This is a genomic window from Ruegeria sp. CF8, assembly GCF_056537285.1.
This window is the reverse complement of record NZ_JBQFRG010000009.1, coordinates 54761-79989: the sequence shown is the minus strand read 5'-3', so window position 1 is coordinate 79989 and position 25229 is coordinate 54761. Positions and strand designations below refer to the sequence as shown.

At 58.4% G+C, this 25229-nt stretch carries 26 protein-coding genes; 11 read left to right on the top strand and 15 right to left on the bottom strand.

Annotated features, from left to right (window positions below; all coding sequences use genetic code 11):
• The first annotated feature begins 154 nt into the window (after positions 1 to 154).
• Positions 155 to 1060, top strand: coding sequence for an EamA family transporter RarD (gene rarD, locus ACR0EV_RS18705; protein ID WP_480801488.1), 906 nt, complete (start codon positions 155 to 157; stop codon positions 1058 to 1060).
• Here the strand turns inward: rarD and ACR0EV_RS18700 are convergent.
• Both ACR0EV_RS18700 and ACR0EV_RS18695 read right to left on the bottom strand, forming a co-directional pair.
• On the bottom strand, positions 1051 to 1761 hold the full coding sequence (locus ACR0EV_RS18700; RefSeq protein ID WP_480801487.1) for an SGNH/GDSL hydrolase family protein: 711 nt from the start codon (positions 1759 to 1761) through the stop codon (positions 1051 to 1053). The two genes, rarD and ACR0EV_RS18700, sit on opposite strands and share 10 nt — an antisense overlap.
• Before the next feature lie 2 nt (positions 1762 to 1763).
• On the bottom strand, positions 1764 to 2174 hold the full coding sequence (locus tag ACR0EV_RS18695) for a nuclear transport factor 2 family protein (RefSeq protein ID WP_480801486.1): 411 nt from the start codon (positions 2172 to 2174) through the stop codon (positions 1764 to 1766).
• Positions 2175 to 2266: 92 nt separating this feature from the next.
• Between ACR0EV_RS18695 and ACR0EV_RS18690 the strand changes: the two genes are divergently transcribed.
• From ACR0EV_RS18690 to ACR0EV_RS18680, 3 genes are all read left to right on the top strand, one after another.
• A complete protein-coding gene (locus tag ACR0EV_RS18690; protein WP_480801485.1) occupies positions 2267 to 2914 on the top strand; it encodes an RluA family pseudouridine synthase in 648 nt (215 codons plus the stop codon).
• 134 nt (positions 2915 to 3048) lie between these two features.
• Positions 3049 to 3720: a YiaD family glycine zipper/OmpA-like lipoprotein gene (locus ACR0EV_RS18685; protein WP_480801484.1), complete on the top strand. Its 672-nt coding sequence runs from the start codon at positions 3049 to 3051 to the stop codon at positions 3718 to 3720.
• A 132-nt stretch (positions 3721 to 3852) separates the two neighbouring features.
• Positions 3853 to 4395, top strand: coding sequence for an NADPH-dependent FMN reductase (locus ACR0EV_RS18680; RefSeq protein WP_480801483.1), 543 nt, complete (start codon positions 3853 to 3855; stop codon positions 4393 to 4395).
• Between the two features lie 92 nt (positions 4396 to 4487).
• On the opposite strand, the gene ACR0EV_RS18675 is transcribed toward ACR0EV_RS18680, so the two are convergent.
• Positions 4488 to 5522 (bottom strand): NAD(P)/FAD-dependent oxidoreductase, encoded by a 1035-nt coding sequence (locus ACR0EV_RS18675; protein ID WP_480801482.1) that lies wholly within the window; start codon positions 5520 to 5522, stop codon positions 4488 to 4490.
• A 55-nt stretch (positions 5523 to 5577) separates the two neighbouring features.
• Between ACR0EV_RS18675 and mnmC2 the strand changes: the two genes are divergently transcribed.
• The gene (gene mnmC2 / locus ACR0EV_RS18670; protein ID WP_480801481.1) at positions 5578 to 6243 is read left to right on the top strand and encodes a tRNA (5-methylaminomethyl-2-thiouridine)(34)-methyltransferase MnmC2; all 666 of its coding nucleotides are present in this window, start codon (positions 5578 to 5580) and stop codon (positions 6241 to 6243) included.
• On the top strand, positions 6240 to 7109 hold the full coding sequence (locus tag ACR0EV_RS18665) for a DMT family transporter (protein ID WP_480801480.1): 870 nt from the start codon (positions 6240 to 6242) through the stop codon (positions 7107 to 7109). The genes mnmC2 and ACR0EV_RS18665 overlap by 4 nt, the downstream gene beginning before the upstream one ends.
• On the opposite strand, the gene ACR0EV_RS18660 is transcribed toward ACR0EV_RS18665, so the two are convergent.
• The gene (locus ACR0EV_RS18660; RefSeq protein WP_480801479.1) at positions 7083 to 9056 is read right to left on the bottom strand and encodes a lytic transglycosylase domain-containing protein; all 1974 of its coding nucleotides are present in this window, start codon (positions 9054 to 9056) and stop codon (positions 7083 to 7085) included. The genes ACR0EV_RS18665 and ACR0EV_RS18660 overlap by 27 nt on opposite strands.
• A 134-nt stretch (positions 9057 to 9190) precedes the next feature.
• Between ACR0EV_RS18660 and dapA the strand changes: the two genes are divergently transcribed.
• On the top strand, positions 9191 to 10063 hold the full coding sequence (dapA, locus tag ACR0EV_RS18655) for a 4-hydroxy-tetrahydrodipicolinate synthase (protein ID WP_480801478.1): 873 nt from the start codon (positions 9191 to 9193) through the stop codon (positions 10061 to 10063).
• A 137-nt stretch (positions 10064 to 10200) separates the two neighbouring features.
• Here the strand turns inward: dapA and ACR0EV_RS18650 are convergent, their stop codons facing one another.
• From ACR0EV_RS18650 to pdxR, 6 genes are all read right to left on the bottom strand, one after another.
• Positions 10201 to 11088 carry a dimethyl sulfoxide reductase anchor subunit family protein gene (locus ACR0EV_RS18650; protein ID WP_480801477.1) on the bottom strand — a complete coding sequence of 296 codons (888 nt, stop codon included), beginning with the start codon at positions 11086 to 11088 and terminating at the stop codon, positions 10201 to 10203.
• Positions 11088 to 11837, bottom strand: coding sequence for a 4Fe-4S dicluster domain-containing protein (locus ACR0EV_RS18645; protein WP_480801476.1), 750 nt, complete (start codon positions 11835 to 11837; stop codon positions 11088 to 11090). Before ACR0EV_RS18645 ends, ACR0EV_RS18650 begins: the two co-directional genes overlap by 1 nt.
• Positions 11838 to 11946: 109 nt before the next feature.
• Positions 11947 to 14766: a molybdopterin oxidoreductase family protein gene (locus ACR0EV_RS18640; RefSeq protein ID WP_480801475.1), complete on the bottom strand. Its 2820-nt coding sequence runs from the start codon at positions 14764 to 14766 to the stop codon at positions 11947 to 11949.
• Positions 14767 to 14856: 90 nt separating this feature from the next.
• A complete protein-coding gene (gene pta / locus ACR0EV_RS18635) occupies positions 14857 to 15864 on the bottom strand; it encodes a phosphate acetyltransferase (RefSeq protein WP_480801474.1) in 1008 nt (335 codons plus the stop codon).
• Between the two features lie 22 nt (positions 15865 to 15886).
• On the bottom strand, positions 15887 to 17662 hold the full coding sequence (xsc, locus tag ACR0EV_RS18630; RefSeq protein ID WP_171095927.1) for a sulfoacetaldehyde acetyltransferase: 1776 nt from the start codon (positions 17660 to 17662) through the stop codon (positions 15887 to 15889).
• A 123-nt stretch (positions 17663 to 17785) separates the two neighbouring features.
• Entirely contained in the window at positions 17786 to 19246 is a 1461-nt protein-coding gene (pdxR, locus tag ACR0EV_RS18625; RefSeq protein ID WP_480801473.1) for a MocR-like pyridoxine biosynthesis transcription factor PdxR, read from the bottom strand.
• Positions 19247 to 19378: 132 nt separating this feature from the next.
• On the opposite strand from pdxR, the gene ACR0EV_RS18620 reads away from it, so the two are divergent.
• On the top strand, positions 19379 to 19687 hold the full coding sequence (locus tag ACR0EV_RS18620) for an ArsR/SmtB family transcription factor (RefSeq protein WP_171095930.1): 309 nt from the start codon (positions 19379 to 19381) through the stop codon (positions 19685 to 19687).
• Entirely contained in the window at positions 19680 to 20711 is a 1032-nt protein-coding gene (locus tag ACR0EV_RS18615) for a permease (protein WP_480801472.1), read from the top strand. The genes ACR0EV_RS18620 and ACR0EV_RS18615 overlap by 8 nt, the downstream gene beginning before the upstream one ends.
• Positions 20712 to 20767: 56 nt before the next feature.
• On the opposite strand, the gene ACR0EV_RS18610 is transcribed toward ACR0EV_RS18615, so the two are convergent.
• Both ACR0EV_RS18610 and ACR0EV_RS18605 read right to left on the bottom strand, forming a co-directional pair.
• Complete coding sequence (locus ACR0EV_RS18610) at positions 20768 to 21157, bottom strand: hypothetical protein (protein WP_480801471.1); 390 nt, start codon at positions 21155 to 21157, stop codon at positions 20768 to 20770.
• 51 nt (positions 21158 to 21208) lie between these two features.
• A complete protein-coding gene (locus ACR0EV_RS18605; RefSeq protein WP_480801470.1) occupies positions 21209 to 21970 on the bottom strand; it encodes a DUF1013 domain-containing protein in 762 nt (253 codons plus the stop codon).
• 130 nt (positions 21971 to 22100) lie between these two features.
• Between ACR0EV_RS18605 and ACR0EV_RS18600 the strand changes: the two genes are divergently transcribed.
• Complete coding sequence (locus ACR0EV_RS18600) at positions 22101 to 22742, top strand: ribonuclease T2 family protein (RefSeq protein ID WP_480801469.1); 642 nt, start codon at positions 22101 to 22103, stop codon at positions 22740 to 22742.
• On the opposite strand, the gene ACR0EV_RS18595 is transcribed toward ACR0EV_RS18600, so the two are convergent.
• Positions 22739 to 23227, bottom strand: coding sequence for a hypothetical protein (locus tag ACR0EV_RS18595; protein WP_480801468.1), 489 nt, complete (start codon positions 23225 to 23227; stop codon positions 22739 to 22741). The two genes, ACR0EV_RS18600 and ACR0EV_RS18595, sit on opposite strands and share 4 nt — an antisense overlap.
• 206 nt (positions 23228 to 23433) lie before the next feature.
• Between ACR0EV_RS18595 and ACR0EV_RS18590 the strand changes: the two genes are divergently transcribed.
• Positions 23434 to 23931, top strand: coding sequence for a lactoylglutathione lyase family protein (locus ACR0EV_RS18590; protein ID WP_480801467.1), 498 nt, complete (start codon positions 23434 to 23436; stop codon positions 23929 to 23931).
• Between the two features lie 69 nt (positions 23932 to 24000).
• Here ACR0EV_RS18590 and recR read toward each other — a convergent pair whose 3' ends face one another.
• On the bottom strand, positions 24001 to 24594 hold the full coding sequence (gene recR, locus ACR0EV_RS18585; protein ID WP_480801466.1) for a recombination mediator RecR: 594 nt from the start codon (positions 24592 to 24594) through the stop codon (positions 24001 to 24003).
• A 61-nt stretch (positions 24595 to 24655) separates the two neighbouring features.
• Positions 24656 to 25009: a YbaB/EbfC family nucleoid-associated protein gene (locus tag ACR0EV_RS18580; protein ID WP_480801465.1), complete on the bottom strand. Its 354-nt coding sequence runs from the start codon at positions 25007 to 25009 to the stop codon at positions 24656 to 24658.
• Between the last annotated feature and the right edge of the window lie 220 nt (positions 25010 to 25229).

Genomic DNA, 25229 nt, shown 5'->3' with positions numbered 1-25229 from the left:
GCGCGAGGCAGCGCCTCGCTGCGCCAACATGAGTTTCAACGCGACATCCGAGATCGACCCATCACTATTCGTTATGTGCGACTTCACGGTTTTCGGAGTTTTCAAGCTGATGTGAACTGCCGTAAATGTGTCCGGTATCAACCGGAGATTTGCTGTGGCCGACACGCCTATTCCCTCTCAGAATTCCGACACGCCCAAGGGTCTGGTGCTGGCAGTAACCGCTTATGTCCTTTGGGGGTTTTTGCCACTCTACCTGAAAGCGCTGGACCATATTGGTCCGGTCGAAGTCGTGGCCCATCGCATCATCTGGTCTGTTCCGGTGGCCGGGTTGTTGTTGGTTGTTTTGGGGCGCACCCGTGATCTCAAGGCGGCGCTTGGAAATCCGAAGATGTTGGGAATGGCGGCTTTGACGGCTGCTTTGATTACTGTGAACTGGGCGATTTATGTCTGGGCGATCTCAACCGGCCATGCTTTGGATGCCGCGCTTGGATACTACATAAACCCGCTGTTCAGCATTGCACTCGGTGCGATTTTGCTGCGTGAGCCGCTAACGCGCATGCAACTGATCGCCGTAGGGCTGGCGTCCTTGGGTGTTCTGGTTCTGGTGGTCGAGGCAGGTCGTTTACCATGGGCCGCGCTTGGCCTGATGGTCAGTTGGGGGTTCTATGCGTTTTTCAAACGATCCCTGCCAATCGGACCCAATCAAGGGTTCCTGCTTGAGGTGCTGATCCTTTTGATCCCGGCTTTGGTCTACGTCACATTTCTGGGCGTGCAGGGTACGGGGCATTTTGGCGTGGGACTGTCAGATACTTTGCTGTTGTCCTGCGCCGGTATCGTGACGGCTGTACCGCTGTTGGTCTATGCAAACGGTGCCAAGCTGGTGCGACTGTCTACAATGGGTATCCTGCAATATATCGCACCGACCATGATTTTCGTGACAGCAATCACTGTGTTTGGCGAAAAGATCGACACCGGTCGGATGATTGCTTTCCCGCTGATCTGGGCGGCGTTGATTGTCTACTCGATCCCGATGATCCGGCAGGCGCGGGCTCAGGCCTGACGCAACAGTTGCGCTGCGGCATCTGCCCAAAAGGCGTAGGCGTGTGGACTGGGATGATAGCCGTCCGGGGCAGCAAGCGCCGGGTCATCCGGCAGATCGAGTCTCAGATGCCGGACATGGGGGTAGGCCGACACGACCTGCTGCAGCGCCTGATCCAGCCGGGCCGCCTGACGGCCAAGGACCCAGGCCAAAGGATGGGACAAGGCCGGGAACCTGTTCATTTGTGGAACTCCGGTGACGACAATGCGTCGTGCGCCCAGATCGTTGGACAGAGCAGTGATAAGCTGCTTTTGGCGGTGCGCAAATTGTCGGGATGTAACGGCACGGGTCACATCATTGACGCCTAAGGCCGTGACAACTGCGTCGAACTCCCCCTTTACGCTTTTCAAGCGGTCGATTGCGTCAAGTGTTGTGTGCCCTGTGGTTGCTTCCAATTGCCACTCGACCGAATAATGCTTGGCCAGCCGTTCAACCAACTGCCCTGACAGAGCCTGCGCTTGTGTTCCGGCGCCAACGCCGGCCGCCGAGCTGTCGCCGCAGATGAGCAGGCGCAAGCGTGGTCCACGACCTGATCGGCCACTCCGGGGGCCCGTAGGTTCTGGCAACATCTGAGCGTTGCGCCGGACTGAAAGGCCCTGCGCTGCCAGAACCGGCAGCAGGGGAATGCGCAGGATCTGATCGGCTGCAATCAAACCGCGCATGGTCAGCTTAGGGCGTCTTTGAACTTGAGAAACCGTGCGTCGGTCATCACGCGCGCCGTCATCGCCTCTCGTAGGGCACCCACTGTCTTATAGGGGCGCATTGCGACCTCAAAGGTCTGGATCAAGCCGTCGTCGTTCAACGTGATTAGATCCACCCCGATCCCATCAAGATCGCCGACCTTGCATTCAAATTCCAACGCCCAGTCTTTTCCTTCGCCCATGATGCGGCGATAGCGGAAGTCTGAAAACACCTGACCGACATGCCCCAGAACGGCGGCAACCGGCGCGCGCCCGGTCCAGGTGCTGTAATAGGTCGGGGGCAGGAATCGGACATCCTCGGCCAGAAGCGCCTGGATCAGGGATTCATCGCCTTTGGCGACAACCTCTTGCATTCGTTCGATGGTCGGGTGCATGTCGTCTCCTCCTGCGCCGAAGGTCTCTGAACTTCCGGCCACAGGCAAGGACGACGTTGCGGGAGGTCACGGGCTGCGATAGGCAGGCCCCCATGAGCGAGATCTATGCCCCCCCTCAATCCCCGCTGGATGTGCTGCATGAAGACGCGCAACTGATTGTGGTGAACAAACCGTCTGGCCTGCTTTCGGTGCCGGGGCGTGGTGAACATCTGGCGGATTGTCTTTTGACGCGGGTGCAGGCGGCTTTTCCCCAGGCATTACTGGTACATCGGCTGGACCGGGATACATCCGGTGTCATGGTTTTTGCCCAAACGCCCCATGCACAGCGCAACCTAAGTATGCAGTTCGAACAGCGTCAGACACGTAAAACCTACGTCGCCCGTGTCTGGGGGCGCTTGGAGCCAAAGACCGGCACGGTTGACCTGCCTTTGATCGTGGACTGGCCCAACCGGCCCCGACAAATGGTCTGCCACGACACCGGAAAGCCTGCGCTCACCGATTGGCGCGTTGTAAAACATGAGGGCGAAACAACGCATGTGCGCCTGTTTCCCAAAACCGGTCGATCTCATCAATTGCGCGTTCACATGCAGGCGTTGGGTCATCCGATTTTGGGCGACCCGTTTTATGCGACAGGTCCGGCGGCGGATTTCCCTAGGCTGATGCTGCATTCAGAAGAACTGCGCCTGAAGCACCCCGAAGGCGGGGTTTCGATGAAATTTCGGGCCGGGGCCGATTTTTGAAGAATTCGCACACCGGTTGGCGGCTAATTGCCGATCTCACTTGATTGTTGCTTGAGACCTAACACGCTAGCCGTGATATACTGAGGAAAACCAAACGCACCTGACAAACGGGTGTTGGAGCAGAAGGTGATATCATGACGATTTCCAAGTTTATTCTGGCCACAGGGCTAAGTTCGGCCCTTGTTCTTTCGGCCTGTACAGATCCGGGTACGTTGTCGGTACAGAGCGATCCAAACCAGAACGCAAAACAGGGTGCCGTTTTGGGCGGTCTTGTCGGGGCGGGCATTGGGGCAATCGCCAACAACTCGAACCCGGGTCTTGGGGCGCTGGCGGGGGCTGCGATTGGTGCAGCCGGTGGTGGACTGATCGGCAACCAGCTGGACAAACAGGCGGCTGAGCTGCGGCAGCAATTGGCAAATGACGGAATCACCATCGTGAATGCGGGTGACCGGCTGATTGTAACTGTTCCCAACGACATTACCTTTGACACCGACAGCTCGACCGTGCGCCCTGGTTTGCGGTCCGATTTGGTGAAAGTGGGCCAGAATCTGGTCAATTACCCCAACTCGAACGTGCAGATCATCGGTCACACGGACAGCGATGGAGACGCGACTTATAATCTGGGCCTGTCCCAGCGTCGCGCCAACGCGGTTGCGGATATACTGCAGGCCAATGGTGTCAGCTTTAATCGCATCACGACAATTGGTCAGGGCGAAAACAATCCGGTCGCCTCGAACCTGACACCGGAAGGCAAGGCGCAGAACCGACGGGTTGAAATCGTTGTTGTGCCCAGCGGAAACGCGTAACGCGGATTTAGTATTTTGCACGGGGTCGCCATTGGCGGCCCCGTTTGCGCATTGACTGTGCGTCAAATGGGGTTTGGAACAGATCAAACTCGGGCTAGTTTTCAAAAAATCACTGAAACGGAGTTCCCCTAGATGTCTCAACCCACACTCCTTGGCTTGTCTGGATCCCTGCGTCAGGATGCAACCAACCGCAAGTTGTTGCGTGAAGCGGCCCGGTTGTTTGATCCGGGCCACTTTGTCGAAGCAGACCTGAACCTGCCCCTATATGACGGAGATCTGGAAGAGGGTGAGGGGATCCCGGCAGCGGTGCAGTCTCTGGCGGACCAAATCGCGCAGTCAGATGCGGTAATTATCTCGACGCCGGAATACAACAAGGGTCCATCGGGCGTTTTGAAGAACGCGCTGGATTGGGTGAGCCGGACCAAGGGCAACCCGTGGGCCGACAAACCGGTTGCCGTTATGTCGGCGGCGGCAGGTCGCGCAGGGGGGGAACGTGCACAGATGATCCTGCGCTCATTTATGGTTCCCTTTCAGCCGCGTATTCTGCAAGGGCCTGAAATCCATCTGGCAGACAGTTCGAACGAGTTCGACGAACACGGAAAACTGGCCTCTGACCGCTATGAGAAGTCACTGCATAAACTGATGCAGAAACTTCGGGCCGAGGCCGGTTTTTGAAACCGGCCCGCGTATCGGGCATGGCACGATTGATCTGACTTGCTGCAATAGGTGGTGTTGTGTCTATGTGCTCATCCCTTTCAGTTCCCTGGCTATAATGAGGCGTCGGGCCGGAAATCTTCGGGGATAACATCCCGGTCTTCCAGCATCAGATCAGTCATGACCTCGGCGATCTTGGGGGCCATGCCGAAACCGATTTTGAAACCTCCATTGGCGATAAATTGCCCCTGGTGCAATGGATGCGTGCCCAGCATTGGTGCGCGGCTTTTGCTGCGGGGGCGGACACCTGCCCAGCGTTCTATTACTTCGGCCCCGTGCAGCAGCGGCAGGGCGCGCGTGGCGCGGTCGATCACATCGTCCAGCGCGCTGTCGGTACTGGTCGGATCGTCATACTCCCGTTCCGACGTTGACCCGATGGCAAGTGTTCCGTCCGCGTGGGGTACAATATGTATCGCATCGGCAAAGAGCTGCGGGACCTCACCCGCGTCGAAGCGCAACAGGGCAGCTTGCCCTTTGACGCCGTTGCCAACGGTCTTGTCGTAGGCATCGTTGAGCTCTTGTAACCCGGCAAGGCCAGTTGCGTGCACAACCCGTCCTTTGTTTTCCGCGTTACTAACAACGTGAACACCCATAACCTCAAGAGCGGCCACAAGCGCGGCGCAGGCTCGTCGGGGGTGCATCCGTGCGGTCAGAGTGTCCCGGATGACAAATCCGGTGGGGCTGGGCGGACACCACGTACCAGCCTGTGCTGTGGTGATCACGCGCCATTCGGCCTGGCCTTGCCAAAGTTTATCTGCTGTACCTTCGCGCTGCCGCGCCAGGTCAAGGCTGCGGGCATCCGGGATGGGTTGAAGACGTCCCAGACGACCATAACCGGGGGAAACGCCGCCTGTTTCTTCGACTTGCTGCCAAAAAGGTTCGGCCATGATCAGGCTGTCGAACTGAAAGGCTTTCTTGGCATTCCAGTTTTCCGGCACATGCGGGGCCAATGCACCGACAAGGCCACCGCTGGACCCGGCTCCGGGGCCGAATGGATCGACAACCTGCACTTTCGCGCCGCGCCGGGCGCAGGCCCACGCGATGGACAGGCCGAAAATCCCTGCGCCGCGCACCGTCACATCGACCATTGCCAATTCCCTTTTCCTTGTTCAGTGTCGCGCCGCTTAGCTACAGGATTCCCAGATGGCAGACCAGCGTGCCAAATTGACGTGGACCGAGGATCAGATACCGGTCTCGGATCGTTTCGACGATCCCTATTATTCGTTGCAGAACGGGCTGGAAGAAACGCGCCACGTGTTCCTGGCCGGCAACGATCTACCCGCGCGCTTCACGCCCGGTTTTCACATCGCCGAACTTGGTTTTGGCACCGGTTTGAACCTGCTGACGGTATGGTCTGAGTGGGAGAAATCGGGCCAAACCGGACCTTTGCGGTTTACCAGTTTCGAAGCTTTTCCAATGGCCACGGAAGATATGCATCATGCGCTTAAGGCGTTTCCTGAGTTGCAACCGTGGAGCAGCCGGTTTCTCGCACATTGGACAGGTCGTGAATGCACGCTTGAAACACTTGAGTTTGAGGTGATCATCGGAGACGCGCGCGAGACCCTGCCAGAATGGGCGGGTATGGCGGATGCCTGGTTTCTCGACGGGTTTTCGCCCGCCAAGAACCCTGAACTGTGGGGGGCGGACCTGATGCAAGAGGTTGCAAACCACACCGCGACGAAGGGGACGGCCGCCACCTACACCGCCGCTGGTTTTGTGCGTCGGGGGTTGGAGGATGCTGGTTTCAACGTGATGCGCACGCCCGGTTATGGCCGCAAGCGACATATGACACGGGCAATCAAAGCATGACGCAGAAGAACAATATCGGTGCAGGCATCGCCCTGATGGTGGGTGCCACGATTGTGTTTGCCCTGCAGGACGGTATCTCGCGGCATCTGGCCGGGACCTACAACACCTACATGGTCGTGATGGTCCGCTATTGGTTCTTCGCGGCGTTTGTCATTGCGCTGGCGGCACGATCACCCGGTGGGCTGAGGGCAGCCACGCAGACAAATCAGTTGGGTCTGCAAATAACCCGTGGTGTGTTACTGGCGGCCGAGATCTGTGTCGCGGTCTTTGGGTTCACCATACTCGGGTTGATCGACAGCATGGCTGTCTTCATCTGCTATCCATTGCTTGTTGCCGCACTGAGCGGGCCGGTATTGGGCGAGCAGGTCGGGTGGCGCCGGTGGAGCGCGATCGGAGTTGGTTGCATTGGCGTTCTCATCATTTTGCAACCAGGTGCAGGCGTATTTAACCCTTGGGCGATCATTCCCCTCATCTCGGCCCTGATGTTTGCAGTCTACGCCCTGCTGACCCGCTATGCCGCCCGGCAGGACAGCACAGCCACCAGTTTTTTCTGGACCGGCGTCGCAGGTTCCGTCGCAATGACTCTGATCGGAATTTGGTTCTGGGAGCCGATGGTGCCTACTGACTGGGGCTGGATGGCGCTGCTTTGCGTCAGTGGCGCGTCCGGTCACTGGTTGCTGATCAAGTGCTATGAGATGGCCGAAGCAAGCGCAGTGCAGCCCTTCGCCTATTTCCATCTGGTCTGGAGCGCGATGCTGGGTATTTCAGTCTTTGGCGAAACGCTGCGCCCCGAAGTTGTCATAGGCGCAGCGATTGTTGTGGCTGCAGGGCTGTTCACCTTATGGCGCGAACGCCGCCAGAGATGATCCGATCAGTTCTTGTGAGAACGGGATCGGAAGCGCGGGCTGTCCCAGTCGCGCGCGGTAGACAGGCAGGCTTTCGGTCACGCGCATCACGTAGTTGCGGGTTTCGCTGAAAGGTATCGTCTCGATCCAGTCAACGATATCAACTTCGCCGGTGCGCGGGTCTCCAAAACGCTCCATCCACGAGATTGGGCGCCTGGGTCCCGCGTTATACCCGGCAGCCATCATCACCACGTTGCCGTTGAAATCAGCTGCCAGACCCGAAAGATAGTTGGCCCCCAGCTTGGCGTTGTACTGCCAATCCGTGGTAAGCCGTCCCGTCTGGTGGCCGCTGAGAATGCCTAACTCACCCGCGACCAGCTTGGCTGTCGCAGGCATCACCTGCATCAGACCGCGCGCGCCCGCGCCGCTAATGACCACAGGATCAAACTCGCTTTCGCGTCGCGCAATGGCCAGTGTCATTTCTTTGGCCATCGGCAGGCGCATGTCTGCCACCGGATGCACCGGGTAGTAGGCTGCGGGCAACACCGTGCCCGTGGTTGCCGCTCGTTTTGCAATCATCACGGCCAGATGTGGCTGTTTCAGCTCGATGACCAGGTCACCAAGTTGATTGGCTTGCACAGGATCAAGGCTTTCGACCAGATGTGTCAGGAATCTTTCGGACAGATTGGCCTCACCGGCCTTGAGCAGCAGCAACCCCGCTTCCAAAACACTGGAATCGGCGAACTCCGCTTCCCGCCAATGCGGTGCTCTACGCGGATTGGCCAGTTCCGCGTCAAACGGTCGCCCGATGCGTTCAGCAGCCAACAATCCGTAGAACGAGGTTTGATAATCCGCCCCCACTGCGTAGGCGTCATACGCTTTGTCCGCGTCACCCATCGCCGCGTAAGCACGTCCCAGCCAATAACCACCACGCCCTTTTGAAATTGGTGATTGAACCGCATCGGAAAAATTCTGGAAATGCCGCACAGCGGTTGCAGGGTCATTTAGCTTGCGCAGGGCCAAAAACCCGGCCAGCCACTCCAGATCGGCGTAGCCATAGCCCATTTCAGGGGTCATGTGGTGATTGGCGGCCACGTCATATGCGCGTGCAGATCGTCCGGACCGCATCTCAAGCCGTGCCAGGCGGCGGCGCCCTTCAGCCCATTTGTCAGGCTCGCCCAAAGCATCCGGCCCTGTTGAACGCGTCAGCATCAGGTCAATGGCGCTGTCGTCCAATTCCTTCCTGTCCCGCCAGACAAATCGGTCAAAGGCAAGCCCGGGCGCATCCATCAGAGATTTCGGGACTGCTGCCACCTTGCCGTCCACACCGGGTTGGCGCTTTTGCAATGCGATTCGTGCCTCGGCCAGCTTGCGCTGGTCCGCACTGACCAGCGGCAGCATTTGGCCCGCGCTGACCAGATGACCATCCCACAACATTCGGTCCAAACGCGCGGCGTGATGCGGTTTCAACAGCTTCGCAAAGTTCTCAAGATACGTCTTTTGCAGCCCGGAACCCATTGGCATGGTCCGCCACGCCGTGACGATATCCGCTTCGGCGTCCCCCACGCGCCCCTTTGCCTTCAGGGCGATTGCATAATTCAAGGCGCCTTCTGCCGTTTGCGGCGGCATGTCGGCATAGAATTTCAGAACCCTGTCTGGGTCCGCCCCGGTAAAGACCGGCTCGCTCTTGCGGCGCAGCCATGCCATCCCAGGCCAGTCCGGACGGCGTTCGAGAAACACCAGAACGTCACCCGAGCTGCCGAAACCTTCACGCAGCCAGTGCCAGACGATAATGTCGCGGGAAACAGAGCCGCGTTGGCCTGAAACCCGCAGCGCGGCATTCCAGTCGCCCTTTCGCATTTCATAAAGCCCGGCGCGCAAATCACCTGCGGCATCCGCCCGCGCATGCTGCGGTGCCGTCACTGAATACACAATCACAGCAATCAAGAGTGCCAGAATGCGTGTCATACCTTGCATTTCCCAACCAACCGAGGATAGAGCCTGTGAGGATAAACCGTGCGTCGCCGGGATCAACTCACAAAGCTGGAAACGTGAGGAACCGAGGCGCAAAAACCGCAAAATGCACCTTAAAGGAGCGTGTCATGTTCAAAGGCTCAATGCCAGCCCTCGTCACTCCGTTCAACAACGGCGAGTTGGACCTGAAGACGCTCAAACACCTTGTGGAGTGGCAGATTGCCGAAGGCTCGACCGGTCTGGTGCCGGTTGGAACCACGGGCGAAAGTCCCACGCTCAGCCACGATGAGCATGAAACGGTGATCGAAGAGGTCGTGAAAACAGCGGCGGGTCGCGTTCCGGTCATCGCTGGAGCCGGGTCGAACAATACGGTCGAAGCCGTTCGGTTTGTGCAATTCGCCAAAAAGGTCGGCGCGGATGCAGCACTGGTTGTCACCCCGTACTACAACAAGCCGACCCAACGCGGCCTGATCGCGCATTTCCAGGCCCTTCACGAAGCTGCGGATATTCCGATCATCATCTACAACATTCCCGGTCGGTCCGTCGTTGACATGACACCGGCCACTATGGGTGAGCTGTCAAAGCTTCCGCGTATTGTTGGCGTCAAAGACGCCACGGGCGATCTGGCCCGGGTCAGCCAACAGCGCGCGACCTGTGGCGCAGATTTCTGCCAACTGTCTGGTGAAGACGCAACCGCGCTTGGGTTTAACGCCCATGGCGGCGTCGGCTGCATTTCGGTCACGGCAAACGTGGCACCCAAATTGTGCGCTGAATTCCAGCAGGCCACACTGGCCGGAGACTATGCAAAGGCTCTGGACTACCAGGACAAGCTGATGCCACTGCACGAGGCCATCTTTATCGAACCGGGTCTTGTCGGCGCAAAATACGCGCTCAGCAAACTGGGCCTTTGCAGCACCGAAGTGCGTTCACCCCTGACCGAGCTTGAGGACAGCACCAAGGCTGCGATCGAGGCTGCAATGGCTCATGCCGGGTTGATCTAAGTCGAACCCAAGATCACAAAAGGGCGGCCTCAAATCCCGAGCGCCGCCCTTTTCATTTGCCGGATCCCATCTTCATCTGGCTAAAAATACCTCGGGGGAGATGCGCGGTACGCGCAGCGGGGGCAGAGCCCCCTTTTTTACCGTTTCCCGTAGTAAAGCCCGACAACATGCTCGGCTTGCGCAAAGAACAACCAGCGCGACGTCGCCACGCCCGCCAGATGTGATGCAACGGCCAGCAAGGCGAAGAGATGCTTGATCACGACACCCGAGACCGGGATCAGGATCAGCAGCAAAGGCAGCACAAACGCCAGAACAAAGGAAATGATCCGCAGTTTCTGCGCGTGTTTGCGCCCAACCACATGGACGAATTCGCGTAGCAGATAGTTGGTGCCCGTATGCGGCGGCTCGAATGCGCGCACATTACCGCGGACGCCCAGCCCGGTGGCAGTGCTCAGCGTGGTGCCGGATCGTGCGAATGCGCCGTCGCCTTTGGCCCAGTAAGCAAGCTGTACCGCCCCGGCAATGACAAGCAACCAGGGGGCAAGAGTTTCGGCCCCGGACAGCAGAGCACCTCCGGCCAGGCTGAAAGACAGGAACATGACAGGCGTCAGTTCCATGTTCCAGCGCGGGATGGTCTTGAGCTGGGTGTAGATCATCGAGGTGGTAAACACCGTCGCAAGACTGAAGAACGCGCCGAGCCAACCCAGAACTGTCCAATGGCTGCCCAGAAAAACTGCGCCGAATGCATAGAGCCCCATGACCACCAGGGCCACCACGGCACAAACCCCCTCTCGGCTGAGCCAGCTGGACTTCCATTGGCTGAACGCCTTCCAGGCGCGTTCGGGGTGGCCCAAATGGAAGGTCGAGGCCAGCAAACCACCCACCGCCAGCGCATATGCGATGACGTAGAATACGAATGCCACAAAGCCGGTCACCGCAGGCTGGCCGAGCCCGAGGAAAAACAGCAAGCCAAATCCCAACCCGGACAAAGTGGTGAAGACAATAACGGACGGTGCGGGATGCATCAGAGTTTCTCCAGCGTCTTGTCGAGCCAGCCGAGGAAACCCTTGGGTTCTTCAGCGACCGGTGCCAGCAGGGGTGCCAAAATGTCGATCTGGTCCTCAACCGTGTCCTTGGGGCGCGGCGGCAGGTATTTGTTGACGGGTTTGGTGCCCATTTCAGGCATCAGGTCCATACCACCCCGATCTGCGACGAGTTTGCTGACATCGCTGTTAGGGTCGCCCAGATCGCCAAAGTGCCGCGCGCCGGCCGGGCAGGTGCGTACGCATGAGGGCACACGATCTACCTCGGGCAGGTTTTCGTTGTAGATACGGTCGACACAGAGCGTACATTTTTTCATGACGCCTTCTGCTACATCCAGTTCCCGGGCACCGTACGGACAGGACCAGGCGCAGAGGCCACAGCCAATGCAGTCGCTTTCATTAACCAACACGATACCGTCTTCGACGCGTTTATAGCTGGCGCCGGTCGGGCAGACGGTGACACAGGGGGCATCTTCGCAATGCAGGCATGATTTCGGGAAGTGGATCAGTTGAGCGTGACCCTGTTCCGGCAGTACCTCATAGGAATGCACGCGGTTCAAGAAGGTGCCGGACGGGTTGCCGCCGTATGCGTCTTGGTCCGACAAGGGCGCACCGTAGTTTTCCGTGTTCCATCCTTTGCAGGAGATTACGCAGGCGTGGCAGCCGACACAGGTGTCCAGATCGATGACTAGACCCATTTTACGTTCGGTGGATTGGGGAAGCTGGGTCATGTCAGGGAACCTCGGCTGTTATGGGCGGGGGAGGGGGCCAGCCCCCTCTTGAGCCTTTGGCTCAATTCACCCCCGAGATATTTTTGGCCAGATGAAGAACGGATCCGGGTCATTTGCCGACCTTCCATGCGATATCTTTCGGGCCGGTGCCAACGGGCGATTTGATCGGGTCAAATTCGGGTTGGCTTTCGGTATCTGTCGGAGGGGCGGCTTTTTCGATTTTGACCTTAAGATCAAACCATGCAGCCTGACCTGTCACCGGGTCAGAATTGGCCCACCGCATCCCGTCGCCTTTGGGCGGCAGCAGTTCGTGGATCAAGTGGTTGAGGAGGAAGCCTTTGGTGGCTTCTGGCGCGTCCTCTTGCAGAGCCCACGCGCCTTTTCGTTTACCAATGGCGTTCCAGGTCCAGACGGTGTTGTCGTTCAGTGCGGCCATTTCCATGACGGGCACGGTGATTTCTCCGTGCGGAGAGGTGACCTTGGCCCAATCGCCATCGCTCAGCCCATGTTCCCGCATCAGTTTGGTTGGGACGTAGAGCGGGTTGCGCCCGTGAAGCTGGCGCAGCCATGCGTTCTGTGTGCCCCAGCTGTGATACATCGCCATCGGGCGCTGTGTCAGAGCGTTGACGGTAAAGCCTTCGTTGCCTTGCTGATCGGTTTCGTACCAGATGGGCAGCGGGTCCATCGTGTCTTTGATCCGCTGGCGGAGGTGGTCGGGCGGCTGGCGGTCGCCATACCCTTCGGCGGCCAATTGGAATTTGCGCATCGGCTCGGAGTAAAGTTGGAACAGGTAGGGTTGCGGGCTGTCATAGAGCCCCATGCCAACAGCCCAGTCCTGATAGGCCGCGTTCCAGGGTTTGTAGTAATCCGCACCTTCGGGGATGTGCGCGACGTAGAAACCACCGTTTTCAATATAGCGGTTCAGCTGGTCTGGATTGACCTCTCCACGCCCTTCCTTGTCGCCGTTTTCACCGCGGAACCCGGCAAGCGGGCCGATGCCCGGCTTGCGCTGGTGGTTGACGATATAATCGGCATAGTCCTTCCACTTGGGCGTCCCGTCTTCGTTAGTGAAGCCCGGCAGGCTCATGCGATTGGCGAGTTCGATCAGCACCGACTGGAAACCGCGAACGTCGCGGTCAGGCTCGATCACTGGCCAGCGGATCGCGTCGGCGGCGGCGTCGGCCTCGCAAATCGGGCGGTCAAGCAGCGAGATACAGTCGTGCCGCTCCAGATAGGTGGTGTCAGGCAGGATCAAGTCGGCATAAGCCACCATTTCCGAGGAATAGGCGTCGGAATAGATGATCTTGGGGATGACGTACTTACCGTCTTCGGTCTTTGCCGTCAGCATCTCCATCACACCTTTGGTGTTCATGGAGGAGTTCCACGACATGTTCGCCATATACATGAACAACGTGTCGATCTTGTAAGGATCACCAGCTGCGGCGTTCGAGATCACCATATGCATCAGCCCGTGGGCCGACATCGGGTTTTCCCAGGTAAAGGCCTTGTCGATGCGTTGCGCCGTGCCGCAATCGTCGATCAGCAGGTCCTCAGGGCCGCGCGGGAAGCCCAGATGCGGCCCTTCCAGCGGGCGACCAGGGCGACGGTCGCCATGTGGCGTCGGGTGGGCTTCGATCGGTTTGGGGTAGGGCGGTTTGAAACGGAAGCCGCCGGGGACCTCGACCGTGCCCAACAGGATTTGCAAGACATGCAGTGAGCGACAGGTCTGAAACCCGTTGGCGTGGGCCGAGATACCACGCATGGCGTGGAAGCTGACCGGGCGGCCAATCATTTTGGAATGCGTCTCACCCCGGAAGTCGGTCCATTCCTGATCCAGTTCGATGGCTTCTTCAAAGGCAACACGGGCGATTTCCGCGGCGATGGCGCGGATGCGTTTGGCCGGGATGCCGCAGCGTTCGGCCACAGCTTCGGGGGCGTGGTCGTCGCTCAGGTATTTCTCGGCCATCAGGTGGAAGACCGGACGGTGGGTGACGCCGTCTTTGTCGTAGGTTGCTGCCAAGTCAGGGCGGACGCCGGGTTTGTCGAACGCGGTGGGTTCGCCGGTCGCGCGGTCGATGACCAGCGGCTTGCCATCGGCGTCGCGCAGGAACAAGCCTTTTTCAGGCCCCTCCGCAGCGTTCACCAGCACCGGCGCGTTGGTGTAGCGGCTGAGATAGTCGAGGTCGATCTTGCCTGCCTTCATCAGCACGTGAATCAGAGACAGAATGAACAGACCATCTGTGCCCGGTGTGATTCCGACCCAATCGTCAGCCACGGCGTTATAGCCCGAGCGGATCGGGTTCACACCGATCACCCGCGCGCCACGCGCTTTGATTTTGCCGATACCCATCTTGATTGGGTTGCTGTCGTGATCCTCGGCCACGCCAAACAGCATGAACAGCTTTGTATGATCCCAATCGGGCTGACCGAACTCCCAGAAGGCACCACCCATGGTGTAGATGCCGCCCGCAGCCATGTTCACCGAACAAAACCCGCCATGAGCCGCATAGTTCGGGGTGCCGAAGTTTTGCGCCCAGAAGGACGTGAAGCTTTGGCTCTGATCGCGACCCGTGAAGAAAGCCAGTTTTTGCGGAGCAGTCTCATGCAGTTCGTTCAGCCAGCCAACGGCGGTGCTGATCGCTTCATCCCATTCGATTTCGCGAAACTCACCTGAGCCGCGCGGGCCGACCCGGCGCAGCGGTTTGCGCAGGCGTGAAGGGGCATTCACCTGCATGATCCCGGCGCTGCCCTTGGCACACAAAACACCTTTGTTTACAGGGTGGTCGCGGTTGCCTTCGATATAGGCAACCTTGCCATCTTTCATGTGTACGTTGATGCCGCAACGGCAGGCGCACATATAGCACGTGGTCTTGCGAACCTCGTCCGAAACCTTCGGAGACGTATCAAGGATCGGCTGCTGATGGGTCATTGGCGGGTCCTGTCGGTTATGTCGGGATGAATGTGTCAGTTTCTTCCCGATTTGAGAACACCGTTCCGAGAAACGGTGTGAAAGAGTGCATTATGTTTTGCTGGCTTGCAGGGCGGTCACGGCGATCATTTGGGTTACATCTTCGGCGCTACAGCCGCGCGACAGGTCGTTGGCCGGCTGGGCCAGTCCCTGAAGCACGGGGCCAATTGCGGTATAGCCACCCAGCCTTTGGGTGATCTTGTAGCCGATATTGCCCGCATCGAGATTTGGGAAAATCATTACGTTGGCTTGACCGGCGACGGATGAGCCGGGGGATTTGCGGTCGCCCACTGAAGGGACAAAAGCGGCATCGAATTGAAGCTCGCCATCGACCGAAAGATCAGGTGCCGTCTGGCGCAACGTGTCTGTGGCTTCGATCACCTTGTCCACGTCCGGGTGTTTGGCGCTGCCTTTGGTCGAAAAGCTGAGCATCGCGATCTTGGGTTCGACCTGCAAAAAAGTTTTTGCCGAAGCGGCCGAGGCGATGGCGATTTTGCTCAACTCAGAGGCAGACGGGTTGATAACCAGGCCGCAGTCTGAATAAAGCATCGCCCTTGCACCGGGTTGGGCGTTTTCAGGCGGATACATCAGGAAAAAAGACGACACCATTCCGGCATTTGGGGCCATTCCGATCACTTGGATTGCAGCGCGGACGATGTCTCCGGTCGTGTGCACTGCGCCGCCAACCGTGCCGGTGGCGCGCCCGCTGCGCACCAGCATGGCAGCGTGGACCGGCGCTGATTCAACCGTGGCGCGGGCTTTGGTCAGATCCACACCCTTGTGCTGACGAAGTTCGAAGAACGTTTGGGTAAACTCCTCGGTCAGGTCCGAGTTCATGGGGTCATGCACAGCGACGCCTTGAGACGGCGCTGCCCCTTGATCTTTCAGGGCGGCTTCGACTTCGGCTTGCGGGCCGACCAGGATTACGTCGGCCAGATCGGCCTTGCGGGCGGCAAGCGCCCCCGCAACAATACGGGGATCACTGCCTTCGCAAAAAGAAATAACAGGGCGGATGGCCGGAGCGTTCTGCCGCAACAGCTCAATGGGTGTCAGGGTCATTCGCTCCGGCCTCGTCCCTTGGTTATACGGCTTGCTCGCGCATGTCGTCAGCCGAAACGCCCGCAACTGCGACAGGCTTTTTCATCGCGTCACGGCGGAAGGGTTCACCCAGTTCCTGATTGATCATGGCTTCGATCAGGGTGGTGATGCCGTTTTTCTGATCTTCGATCGCCTGGTTCAACGCTGCGGTCAATTCGTCCTGCGTGCGGGCAATAACACCCTTCAGACCGCAGGCATTTGCGATACCGGCGTAAGACACTTTGGTGTCCAGCTCGGTGCCCACAAAATTGTCATCGAACCACAGGGTCGAGTTGCGCTTTTCTGCGCCCCACTGGTAGTTGCGGAAGACGATCTGAGTTACGGCGGGCCATTCTTCGCGGCCAATTGCAGTCAGTTCGTTCACGGCGATACCGAAGGCACCGTCACCGGCGAAGCCGACAACCGGAACGTCCGGCTGGCCGATTTTCGCACCCACGATGGCGGGCAGGCCATAGCCGCAGGGGCCGAACAGGCCGGGGGCCAGATATTTGCGGCCTTCCTCGAAGGACGGATAGGCGTTGCCGATGGCGCAGTTGTTGCCGATGTCGGACGAGATGATCGCCTCTTTCGGCAGCGCGGACTGGATTGCGCGCCATGCCATGCGGGGGCTCATCCAATCGGGCTTGGCGGCACGTGCACGTTCGTTCCAGCTGGTGCCCGGATCGTCATCTTCGTGATCCATGCTCGAAAGCTGCTGCGCCCAAGCGGATTTCTTTTGCGCGATCTTGGCTTTGCGGTCCGCGCGGCCCTCGTCACCCGCGGTGTCCGACAGCTGGGCCAGAATCCCGTTTGCGACCTTGGCCGCATCACCGACGATGCCGACGCTGACTTTCTTGGTCAGACCGATGCGGTCGGGGTTGATGTCGACCTGGATGATTTTGGCATCGGCAGGCCAGTATTCCATGCCGTATCCGGGCAGGGTCGAGAACGGGTTCAGACGGGTGCCCAGGCACAGAACCACATCTGCCTCGCTGATCAGCTCCATCCCGGCTTTCGAACCGTTATAGCCCAGCGGACCGGCAAACAGCGGGTGCGAGCCCGGGAACGCGTCATTGTGCTGGTAGCCAACGCAGACCGGCGCGTCCAGACGCTCGGCCAGGGCCTTCGACGCGTCGATGCCGCCTTCGGCCAGAACCACACCTGCACCGTTCAAAATGACAGGGTTTTTTGCGTTCGACAGCAACTCGGCTGCCTGCGACACAGCGGTTTCACCGCCCGAGGGACGCTCGAACTCAACAATGGCAGGCAGGTCAACGTCGATGACTTGGGTCCACATATCGCGGGGGATGTTCAGCTGAGCCGGACCGCTGGCGCGTTTGGCCTGCATGATGACGCGGTTCAGAACCTCGCAAACACGGGACGGGTCACGAACCTCTTCCTGATAGGCAACCATGTCTTCGAACAGCTTCATCTGCTCGACTTCCTGGAAACCACCCTGTCCGATGGTTTTGTTCGCCGCTTGCGGGGTCACCAGCAGCAGCGGGGTGTGGTTCCAATAGGCGGTTTTGACAGCGGTCACGAAGTTGGTGATGCCGGGGCCGTTCTGCGCGATCATCATCGACATCTTGCCGGTGGCGCGGGTGTAGCCATCGGCCATCATGCCAGCGCTGCCTTCATGGGCGCAGTCCCAGAACATGATTCCAGCTTTTGGGAACAGATCCGAGATCGGCATCATCGCCGAGCCAATGATACCGAACGCATGTTCGATCCCGTGCATCTGCAGAACCTTAACAAAGGCTTCTTCGGTCGTCATCTTCATGTGAGTGCTCTCCAAACAAGTGGGTGAAGCCGGGCAATGGGCCCGGGGTTTGATACGGTTTTGGCGTATGGGTGCGGCTGGCGTTAGGGCCAAAACGAAACCCAAATTAGGTCCAGATGCCGCTCAGGTAGTTCGAATGGCGTCTGCAATCAATTTTACACCTGGCGCAATGCGGTCGGTCGAAATGGAGGAGTACCCGAGGCGGTAGTAATTCTGTGGCCTGTTCGGACCAGAGAAAAACGGGGCGCCGGGTTCAATGTGAACGCCCTGGGTCTGCAACCGCAATGCAAGTTGGGTTGTGTCGATATGCTCGGGCGCAGACATCCACATTGACGAGCCGCCGATAACGCCGCGTCCGGCCACGGTCAGCCTGCTTTCTTCTATGGCAGAATCCATTGCATCGCGCCGCTCTTGCAGGGCTTGCGACATACGTCGGATCTGCGCATCGTAATGGCCCAGTGACAAGAAATACGCAGCTGTACGCTGAATGTGCCCGGGTGGGTGGCGCAGAACCAATGACCGAAGCGCGCGTGCCTCTCGGATAAAGGGCTCGGAACCGACCATGTATCCAAGCCGCAAACCGGGGAACAGCGACTTGGAAAAGCTTCCCACGTAAATCACGCGTCCATCCCGATCCATAGACTTGAGTGCCGGAGACGGCGCACCCCGAAAAGCCATTTCGAACTCGTAGTCATCCTCGACAACCATTGCATCCAATTCGCGTGCTCGATCCAGCAGTTGATTGCGGCGCGCGATCGGCATTGTCGCCGTAGTCGGGCTTTGATGGCTGGGTGTGGTAAAGATGACGTCGGCGTCGTCTGGGATCGTCTCGGGTGGCAGTCCGTTCTGATCGACGCTCAAGGGCGTTACCGCGCAGTCCCAATGGTTCAGCAGGCTCCGCAGCGCGTAATAGCAGGGGTCTTCTATGACAGCGGACCGATTGTGGGTCAGCAAAATGCGCGACGCCAGCCAGAGAGCGTTCTGCGCGCCTAGTGTAATCAGAATCTCTTCGGGGCGGGCTGCAATGCCGCGTCTGGGCAGAGTGTGGCGGGCGATGAACTCGACCAGAAGCGGGTCATCCTGATCCACGTAGTCCCCGGTTAGCGAATCGAAGTCCTTGTGTCCCAGCGCGCGCACGGCGCACAAGCGCCAGTTGGCGTGATCAAACAACGTCCGGTCAGCCTGACCATAGATGAAAGGGTAGCGGTATTCGCGCCAGTCGCTGGGTTTTGGCAGAACGTCGCTGTCCAGAAAGCGACGCGCCAGCGCTTTGTCCCAGTCAACGGATTCTGTGCCACGCTGAACAGGCGAGTATTTGGGTGGAACGGGCGCGTTATGCGAAACATAGTACCCAGATCGCCCCTTGGCCGTCAGGTAATCATTCGCCAGCAATTCGGTATAGGCCAACGTGACTGTGATCCGGCTGACGCCCAGATGAGCGGCCAGTTTTCGCGATGATGGCAGTTTCTCTCCAACGTGGAATCGGCCTGACAGAATGCCCTCGGCGATCATCTGCTGGATCTGGGCCTGCAATGTGCCCTGACCGTTGAGTTCCAGAAAAAATGTATCGACCGAAATCCCCATGCCTGCTTATAGGGTGGACTTAAAGGGCGTGCAATCTGGACTTACGCAATCGGAACGTATTTCAACGACCCGGTTGACTGGGAAACGTTATTAAACTAAATAACCAGAAATCTAGTTTAATGGAGGCGACTCATGTGGGAAGCTGCTGCTGCCGGATTTTCTGCGATGGGCTCGGAGGCCCGGCTGAAAGTCCTCAAAACCTTGGTTCGGGCTGGTGAGGCCGGATTGACGGTTGGCGAAATTCAAAACCGGACGGGCATTGCCCCGTCGACTTTGGCGCATCACCTGCGGTTTCTTGCGGCTGGTGGTGTGGTTGAGCAGGAAAAGATTGGTCGGACCACGATCAACCGAGCCTGTTACGACGAATTGAGAAACCTGGCGCAGTTCATTCTCAGCGAATGCTGCGCCGATGAAGTTGGAAAGGCAGCAAACGATGGCTGAGTTGACACAAAACCCGCGTGTGACGGCCAAGGGTGCGCTGGACCTGATCAAGACGCCTTGGGCACTGATCGTCGTGATCCTTGTCGCAGTGGCCGTTCTGGACCCCGGCAATCTGCGTGAGGTGGTAGCGTTTGCCGCAAAGGCTTTGGCGCATACAGGGCAATACATCCTGTTTGCCGTGCTGTTGTTGTCGTACCTAAAGGCGACCGGAGCAGAAGTGATGGTGGCGCGCGCCTTTGAAGGGCGCGAGACCCGAATGATCTTTCTGGCCGCGTTGTTCGGTGGATTGGCACCGTTCTGTTCCTGTGAGGTTATTCCTTTTATCGCTGGCCTTCTGGCGCTTGGCGCGCCGCTGTCTGCGGTCATGGCGTTCTGGCTCAGCTCACCCTTGATCGACCCGCCAACGCTTTTGATTACGGCTGGTGCGCTGGGGTGGCCTTTTGCCATCGGCAAAGCCGTCGCAGCGGTCGCACTTGGCCTGTTCGGAGGCTTCGCGGTTCGGCTTCTGATGCGTCAGGGTGCATTTGCCCAGCCATTGCGCACGTACAAACCCGCCGGGTGCTGCGGCTGTGGGCCGAAACTGGACGACAAGCCGGTCTGGAAATTCTGGCAGGAGCCCGAGCGCCGCGTTCGGTTCCGCTCGGAATTCGTGCACAACGGATTGTTCCTTTTGAAGTGGCTGGCTCTGGCCTATGTGCTTGAAGCTTTGTTAGTCAACTACGTGCCCGCCGACCTGATCGCCGGCGCGGTAGGTGGAGAAGGTGTGCTGCCCATCGTTGTCGCGGCCTTAGTGGGTATGCCTGCCTATCTGAACTCCTACGTGGCACCACCGCTGTTGGCTGGCTTGATGGAACAAGGAATGACTGCGGGCGCCGCCATGTCGTTTATGGTCGCTGGTGCCGTCAGTTCCATCCCGGCCATGGCCGCCGTCTGGTCGCTGGTCAAGCCCCGCGTATTTGCGACCTATTTGGGCCTTGGCGTAGGCGGTGCGATTGTCGCGGGCATCATCTTTCAGATGGTGTGACTAATAAAGCCACCCGGTGTCAGCATCGGGTGGCTTTGCGTCTAGGGGTTAGCCAATCAACTGCCTTCGCATAGGCTTGGCAGTTTGAACCTGTACCGCGCCTCACCAGTTTCGACGTAGACCCGTTTCTCAATGCAAGCTGTGGTGCCTACGGTCTGGGAAATAGGTGACTCGGTCGAAGTGATTGAAGTTGCGGAACCATCGGGTAAGCGGACCGAGGCGATGACACCGTTCCTGAGATCACCATTCACCGGAGTTGCCGATAGTACCGGAACGGTCAGGAAAGCTTCGTGCTGGTGTTCGCCCTCATCCCCCAACAAAAAGAGGGTCGTAACGATGGCAATCATCACAGCGCCACCGGCCAATCCAAGACCCCATGTTTTCACAAAGGCATAGATCGAAACGGCGCGGTGCGGGCCAAAGATCGCTGATAGAATGCTGAGCATGACAAGTCCGTCAAAAAAGCCCCAGCCGTGCCGACCGGGGCTGATTGTACATTACGGGCGAAGATCATCCTCGTCTTCGTCATCCGCCCCACCTTTGGGCAGATTGAAGAAGCTGTCGGCGTCGATGATCGCCTCTTCGTCTTTTTCTTCTGCCGGATCGTCGGACAGCGAGAAGGTTTCGAGCCCTTCAATGGCCGTTGGAATCTTCGGCGCAGCATCCATTTCCAGAGACTGTTCAGTCGACACCAGTTTGCGACGCTCATCATCGCTCATCACACCGCCTTCGGCAGCTTTCTTGGCGGCTGCTTTCTGGACGGCTGTGTCCAGCTCGGATTGTTTGCAAAGGCCCAGGGCAACCGGATCGATGGGTTGCATGTTGGTGATGTTCCAGTGGGTACGCTCGCGGATCGACTGGATGGTCGGTTTCGTGGTGCCCACCAGCTTGGCAATCTGTCCATCGCTGAGTTCGGGGTGGAACTTGACCAGCCAAAGGATCGAGTTCGGGCGGTCCTGACGCTTGGACAACGGGGTGTACCGCGGACCACGGCGTTTTTCTTCGCCAGCGGCCGAAGGATTGAACTTGAGCTTCAGCTTGTGAAGCGGGTTGTTCTGCGCCGCGTCGATCTCGTCCTGGGTCAGCTGGTTGTTGGCAATCGGGTCAAAGCCCTTAACGCCTGCGGCCACATCACCATCAGCGATGCCCTGCACTTCCAACTCGTGCATTCCTACGAAATCCGCGATCTGCTTGAAGCTGATCGTGGTGTTGTCCACCAGCCATACGGCGGTTGCCTTGGCCATAAGCGGTTTTGCCATCAGCCTGTCTCCTATACATACATCTGTCCCGTCGCCGGAATTCGGCGGCCCCGGGGATTTGGGGCAGGTTTCCGTTGTCGGGGAACTTGGGGCCTATATAGTCGCGGCACGGCAAGAAGGGAAGAGGCGAATGCGCCAAGCTATATTGGGACTGCTGTTGTGGGTCTTCAGCACGGTTGATGCGCTGGCCGAAGGCGAAAAGGCCGGAGAGTTCGATTACTATGTTCTTTCGCTCAGCTGGTCGCCCAACTGGTGTGCCCGCGAAGGCGACGCGCGCGGGTCCGACCAGTGCGATGCGCGGCATGATCATGGCTGGATTCTGCATGGCCTTTGGCCACAGTTCCATCAGGGCTGGCCATCTTATTGCAGAACGCCCGAAGCACCGCCGACCCGACGCATGACACGCGAAATGGAAGATATTCAGGGCAGTGCAGGCTTGGCCTGGCACCAGTGGAAGAAACATGGCACCTGTTCCGGGCTGTCGGCAGCCGACTATTTTGCGCTGTCCCGGCGCACCTATGACACGGTCGAACGCCCGAAGGTCTTCCGCAAGCTGGACGCATCCGTGAAGTTACCCGCCGAAGTGGTTGAAGAAGCGTTTCTCAAGGCCAATCCAAAGCTAGAGCGCGATATGATCACCGTAACATGCAAACAAGGCTATATCGAAGAAGTCCGCCTGTGCCTGTCACGCGACCTTGACCCCGTGCCTTGTGGCCGCGACGTGATCCGCGACTGCACCGCCAAGGACGCGCTGTTCGATCCGATTCGTTAAAGCTTTTTGTTCTGGCAATCGCGGGCATAGTCCAGTGCTTTGGCGGTGCCTTTGAGGTCGATGGCCATGACGACCTCACCAGCCGGATTGTAGACGGTCATTGTCTTGTTCTGAGCGATTGCATTGACGAAGCTTCTGTCGGTGAAGAAGACAGTCGCGCCTGGTACGTCCCGTTCATTGAACCCAATCGCTGTCGCATCATAGCTTTTGCCGTCCAGATCAAACCGGATCGGATAGCTCTCACCCTGTTTAATGTCGCCCCATGCCTTGTTGTAGACTGCGAAATAACCGCGATTGTCCAAGGCGTCGTAACCCAGCCGGACCACCGAAAGATCCTGATACACCGTCTGGATTAGACAGCCGTTGCCAAGCGCGGGGTCCATCATGATGTTCCAGCCTTCGACAAAGCCTTTGTCCACAAGATCCTGCGACAGGGCGGCGGTTGCAGTGAAGGAGGCGAAGGTGAGGGCGAGGAGGCGGGTCATAACGTATTCCAATCAAAGGGATCAAGTCTGAAGCATTCTACTACGCGCGCGCAGAAGGCAAAGGCCCTTTTACTTTTTAGCGACCTTTTTGACTCCGGATCATGACCCATGTGCGAGGGTGAACCCTGCTATGATGGCTTGGGAAGCAACTTGAAAACCGGTCGCTGACCAATAGTTGTACGTCTCAGCAGATTAAGGAGCATTCTATGTCTCAGTTTCCAAGGACCTTTTCACATATCGGGTTGTCTGTTCCCAACGTGGACGAAGCCGTAAAGTTCTATTCCGAGGTCTTGGGGTTTTATGTCATCATGCCGCCCACGGACGTGGTCGAGGATGACTCGGACATTGGCGTTATGTGCACGGATGTTTTCGGCCCGGACTGGAGGAAACTGCGTATCGCACATCTCGCGACAGCGGACCGGATTGGAATTGAACTCTTCGAGTTTGACGGGAACTACGCGCCCGAAAACAACATCGATTTCCGCAGAAATGGAACGTTTCACTTTTGCATTCAGGACCCTGACGTCGAAGGTCTGGTCGAAAAGATTGTCCAGGCTGGTGGAAAACAGCGGATGCCGATCCGGCACTACTATCCCGGAGAAAAGCCTTACCGCATGGTCTATGTTGAAGACCCCTTTGGCATCGTATTCGAACTCTACAGCCACTCGTATGAGCTGACCTACTCGTCTGGGGCCTACACCTGAAGCCCGCGAGGATGTTTTGAAAAGCGTTGGGGCGATAGCGGAGTTATCGCCCTGGTCCTTTAAGGTCCGCTATATTTCCTTTCGCGCCCTGAGCGCGGCAGTAATTGTGCCGTCATCCAGATAATCCAGCTCTCCGCCAATCGGCACGCCCTGCGCCAGTGAGGTCAGGCGAACCTGTCCTTCCAACTGATCGGCGATGTAATGCGCCGTGGTCTGGCCATCGACGGTGGCATTCAGGGCAAGAATGATCTCGCTAATCCCCTCGGCCATCACTCGGTCCTTGAGGCGGGGGATGCGCAATTCGTCCGGGCCAACTCCGTCCAGCGCCGACAACGTGCCGCCCAGAACGTGATAGCGGCCTTTGAAGACGCCCGCGCGTTCCATCGCCCAGAGGTCGGCTACGTCTTCGACCACGCACAACTCTCCGGTTGCGCGGTCTTCGGAATTGCAGATGTCACAGATATCGGTGGTGCCCACGTTGCCGCAATTCAGGCATTCGCGGGCGGTCACGGCGACCTGCTGCATGGCATCAGACAAGGGTGTCAGCAGCAAAGCGCGTTTTCGGATCAGGTGCAACACAGCGCGCCGGGCCGAACGCGGGCCGAGGCCGGGCAGTTTGGCCATCAGGTCGATCAGGTTGTCGATGTCGCTGTTCGAACTCATGGCCTGCCCTGTCTTGCGCCGGAGGGAGCCTCCGGCGGGAGTATTTTTAAAAAGATGAAGCTCAGAACGGCAGCTTGATGTCTGCGGGCAAGCCCATGCTTTCGGTCAGTTTGGCCATTTCTTCCTGCGAACGTTCAGCGGCTTTGGTTTGTGCATCCTTGATGGCCGCCAGGATCAGATCTTCGACCACTTCCTTGTCGTCACCGTTGAAGATCGACGGATCAATATCCAGACCTTTCAGTTCGCCCTTGGCGGTCGCAGTCGCCTTGACCAGACCAGCCCCGGATTCACCGACAACCATGATGTTGTTCAGTTCTTCCTGCATTTCGGTCATCTTGGTTTGCAGGTCCTGCGCGGATTTCATCATCTTGGCCATGTCGCCCAGACCGCCAAGCCCGCCGAGTCCTTTCAGCATTGTATTCTCCTGTATCTCTGCTTGGGTTCTAAATACGGGCCACAGCCGCGTGGCACAAGGGTTCTCGGGTCTGACGGTGAGGTCTTTGGAAAGACGTTTCTCATTGTCGCGTAGCGGAAGTCTGTGCGTTATGTGAAGGCAAGGATCGGGTTTGCCGCAGCGGCTTTGCTGCGACACACGTGTTGGAATCGGGTGATCACCGTAACCTCAATGGGCACGT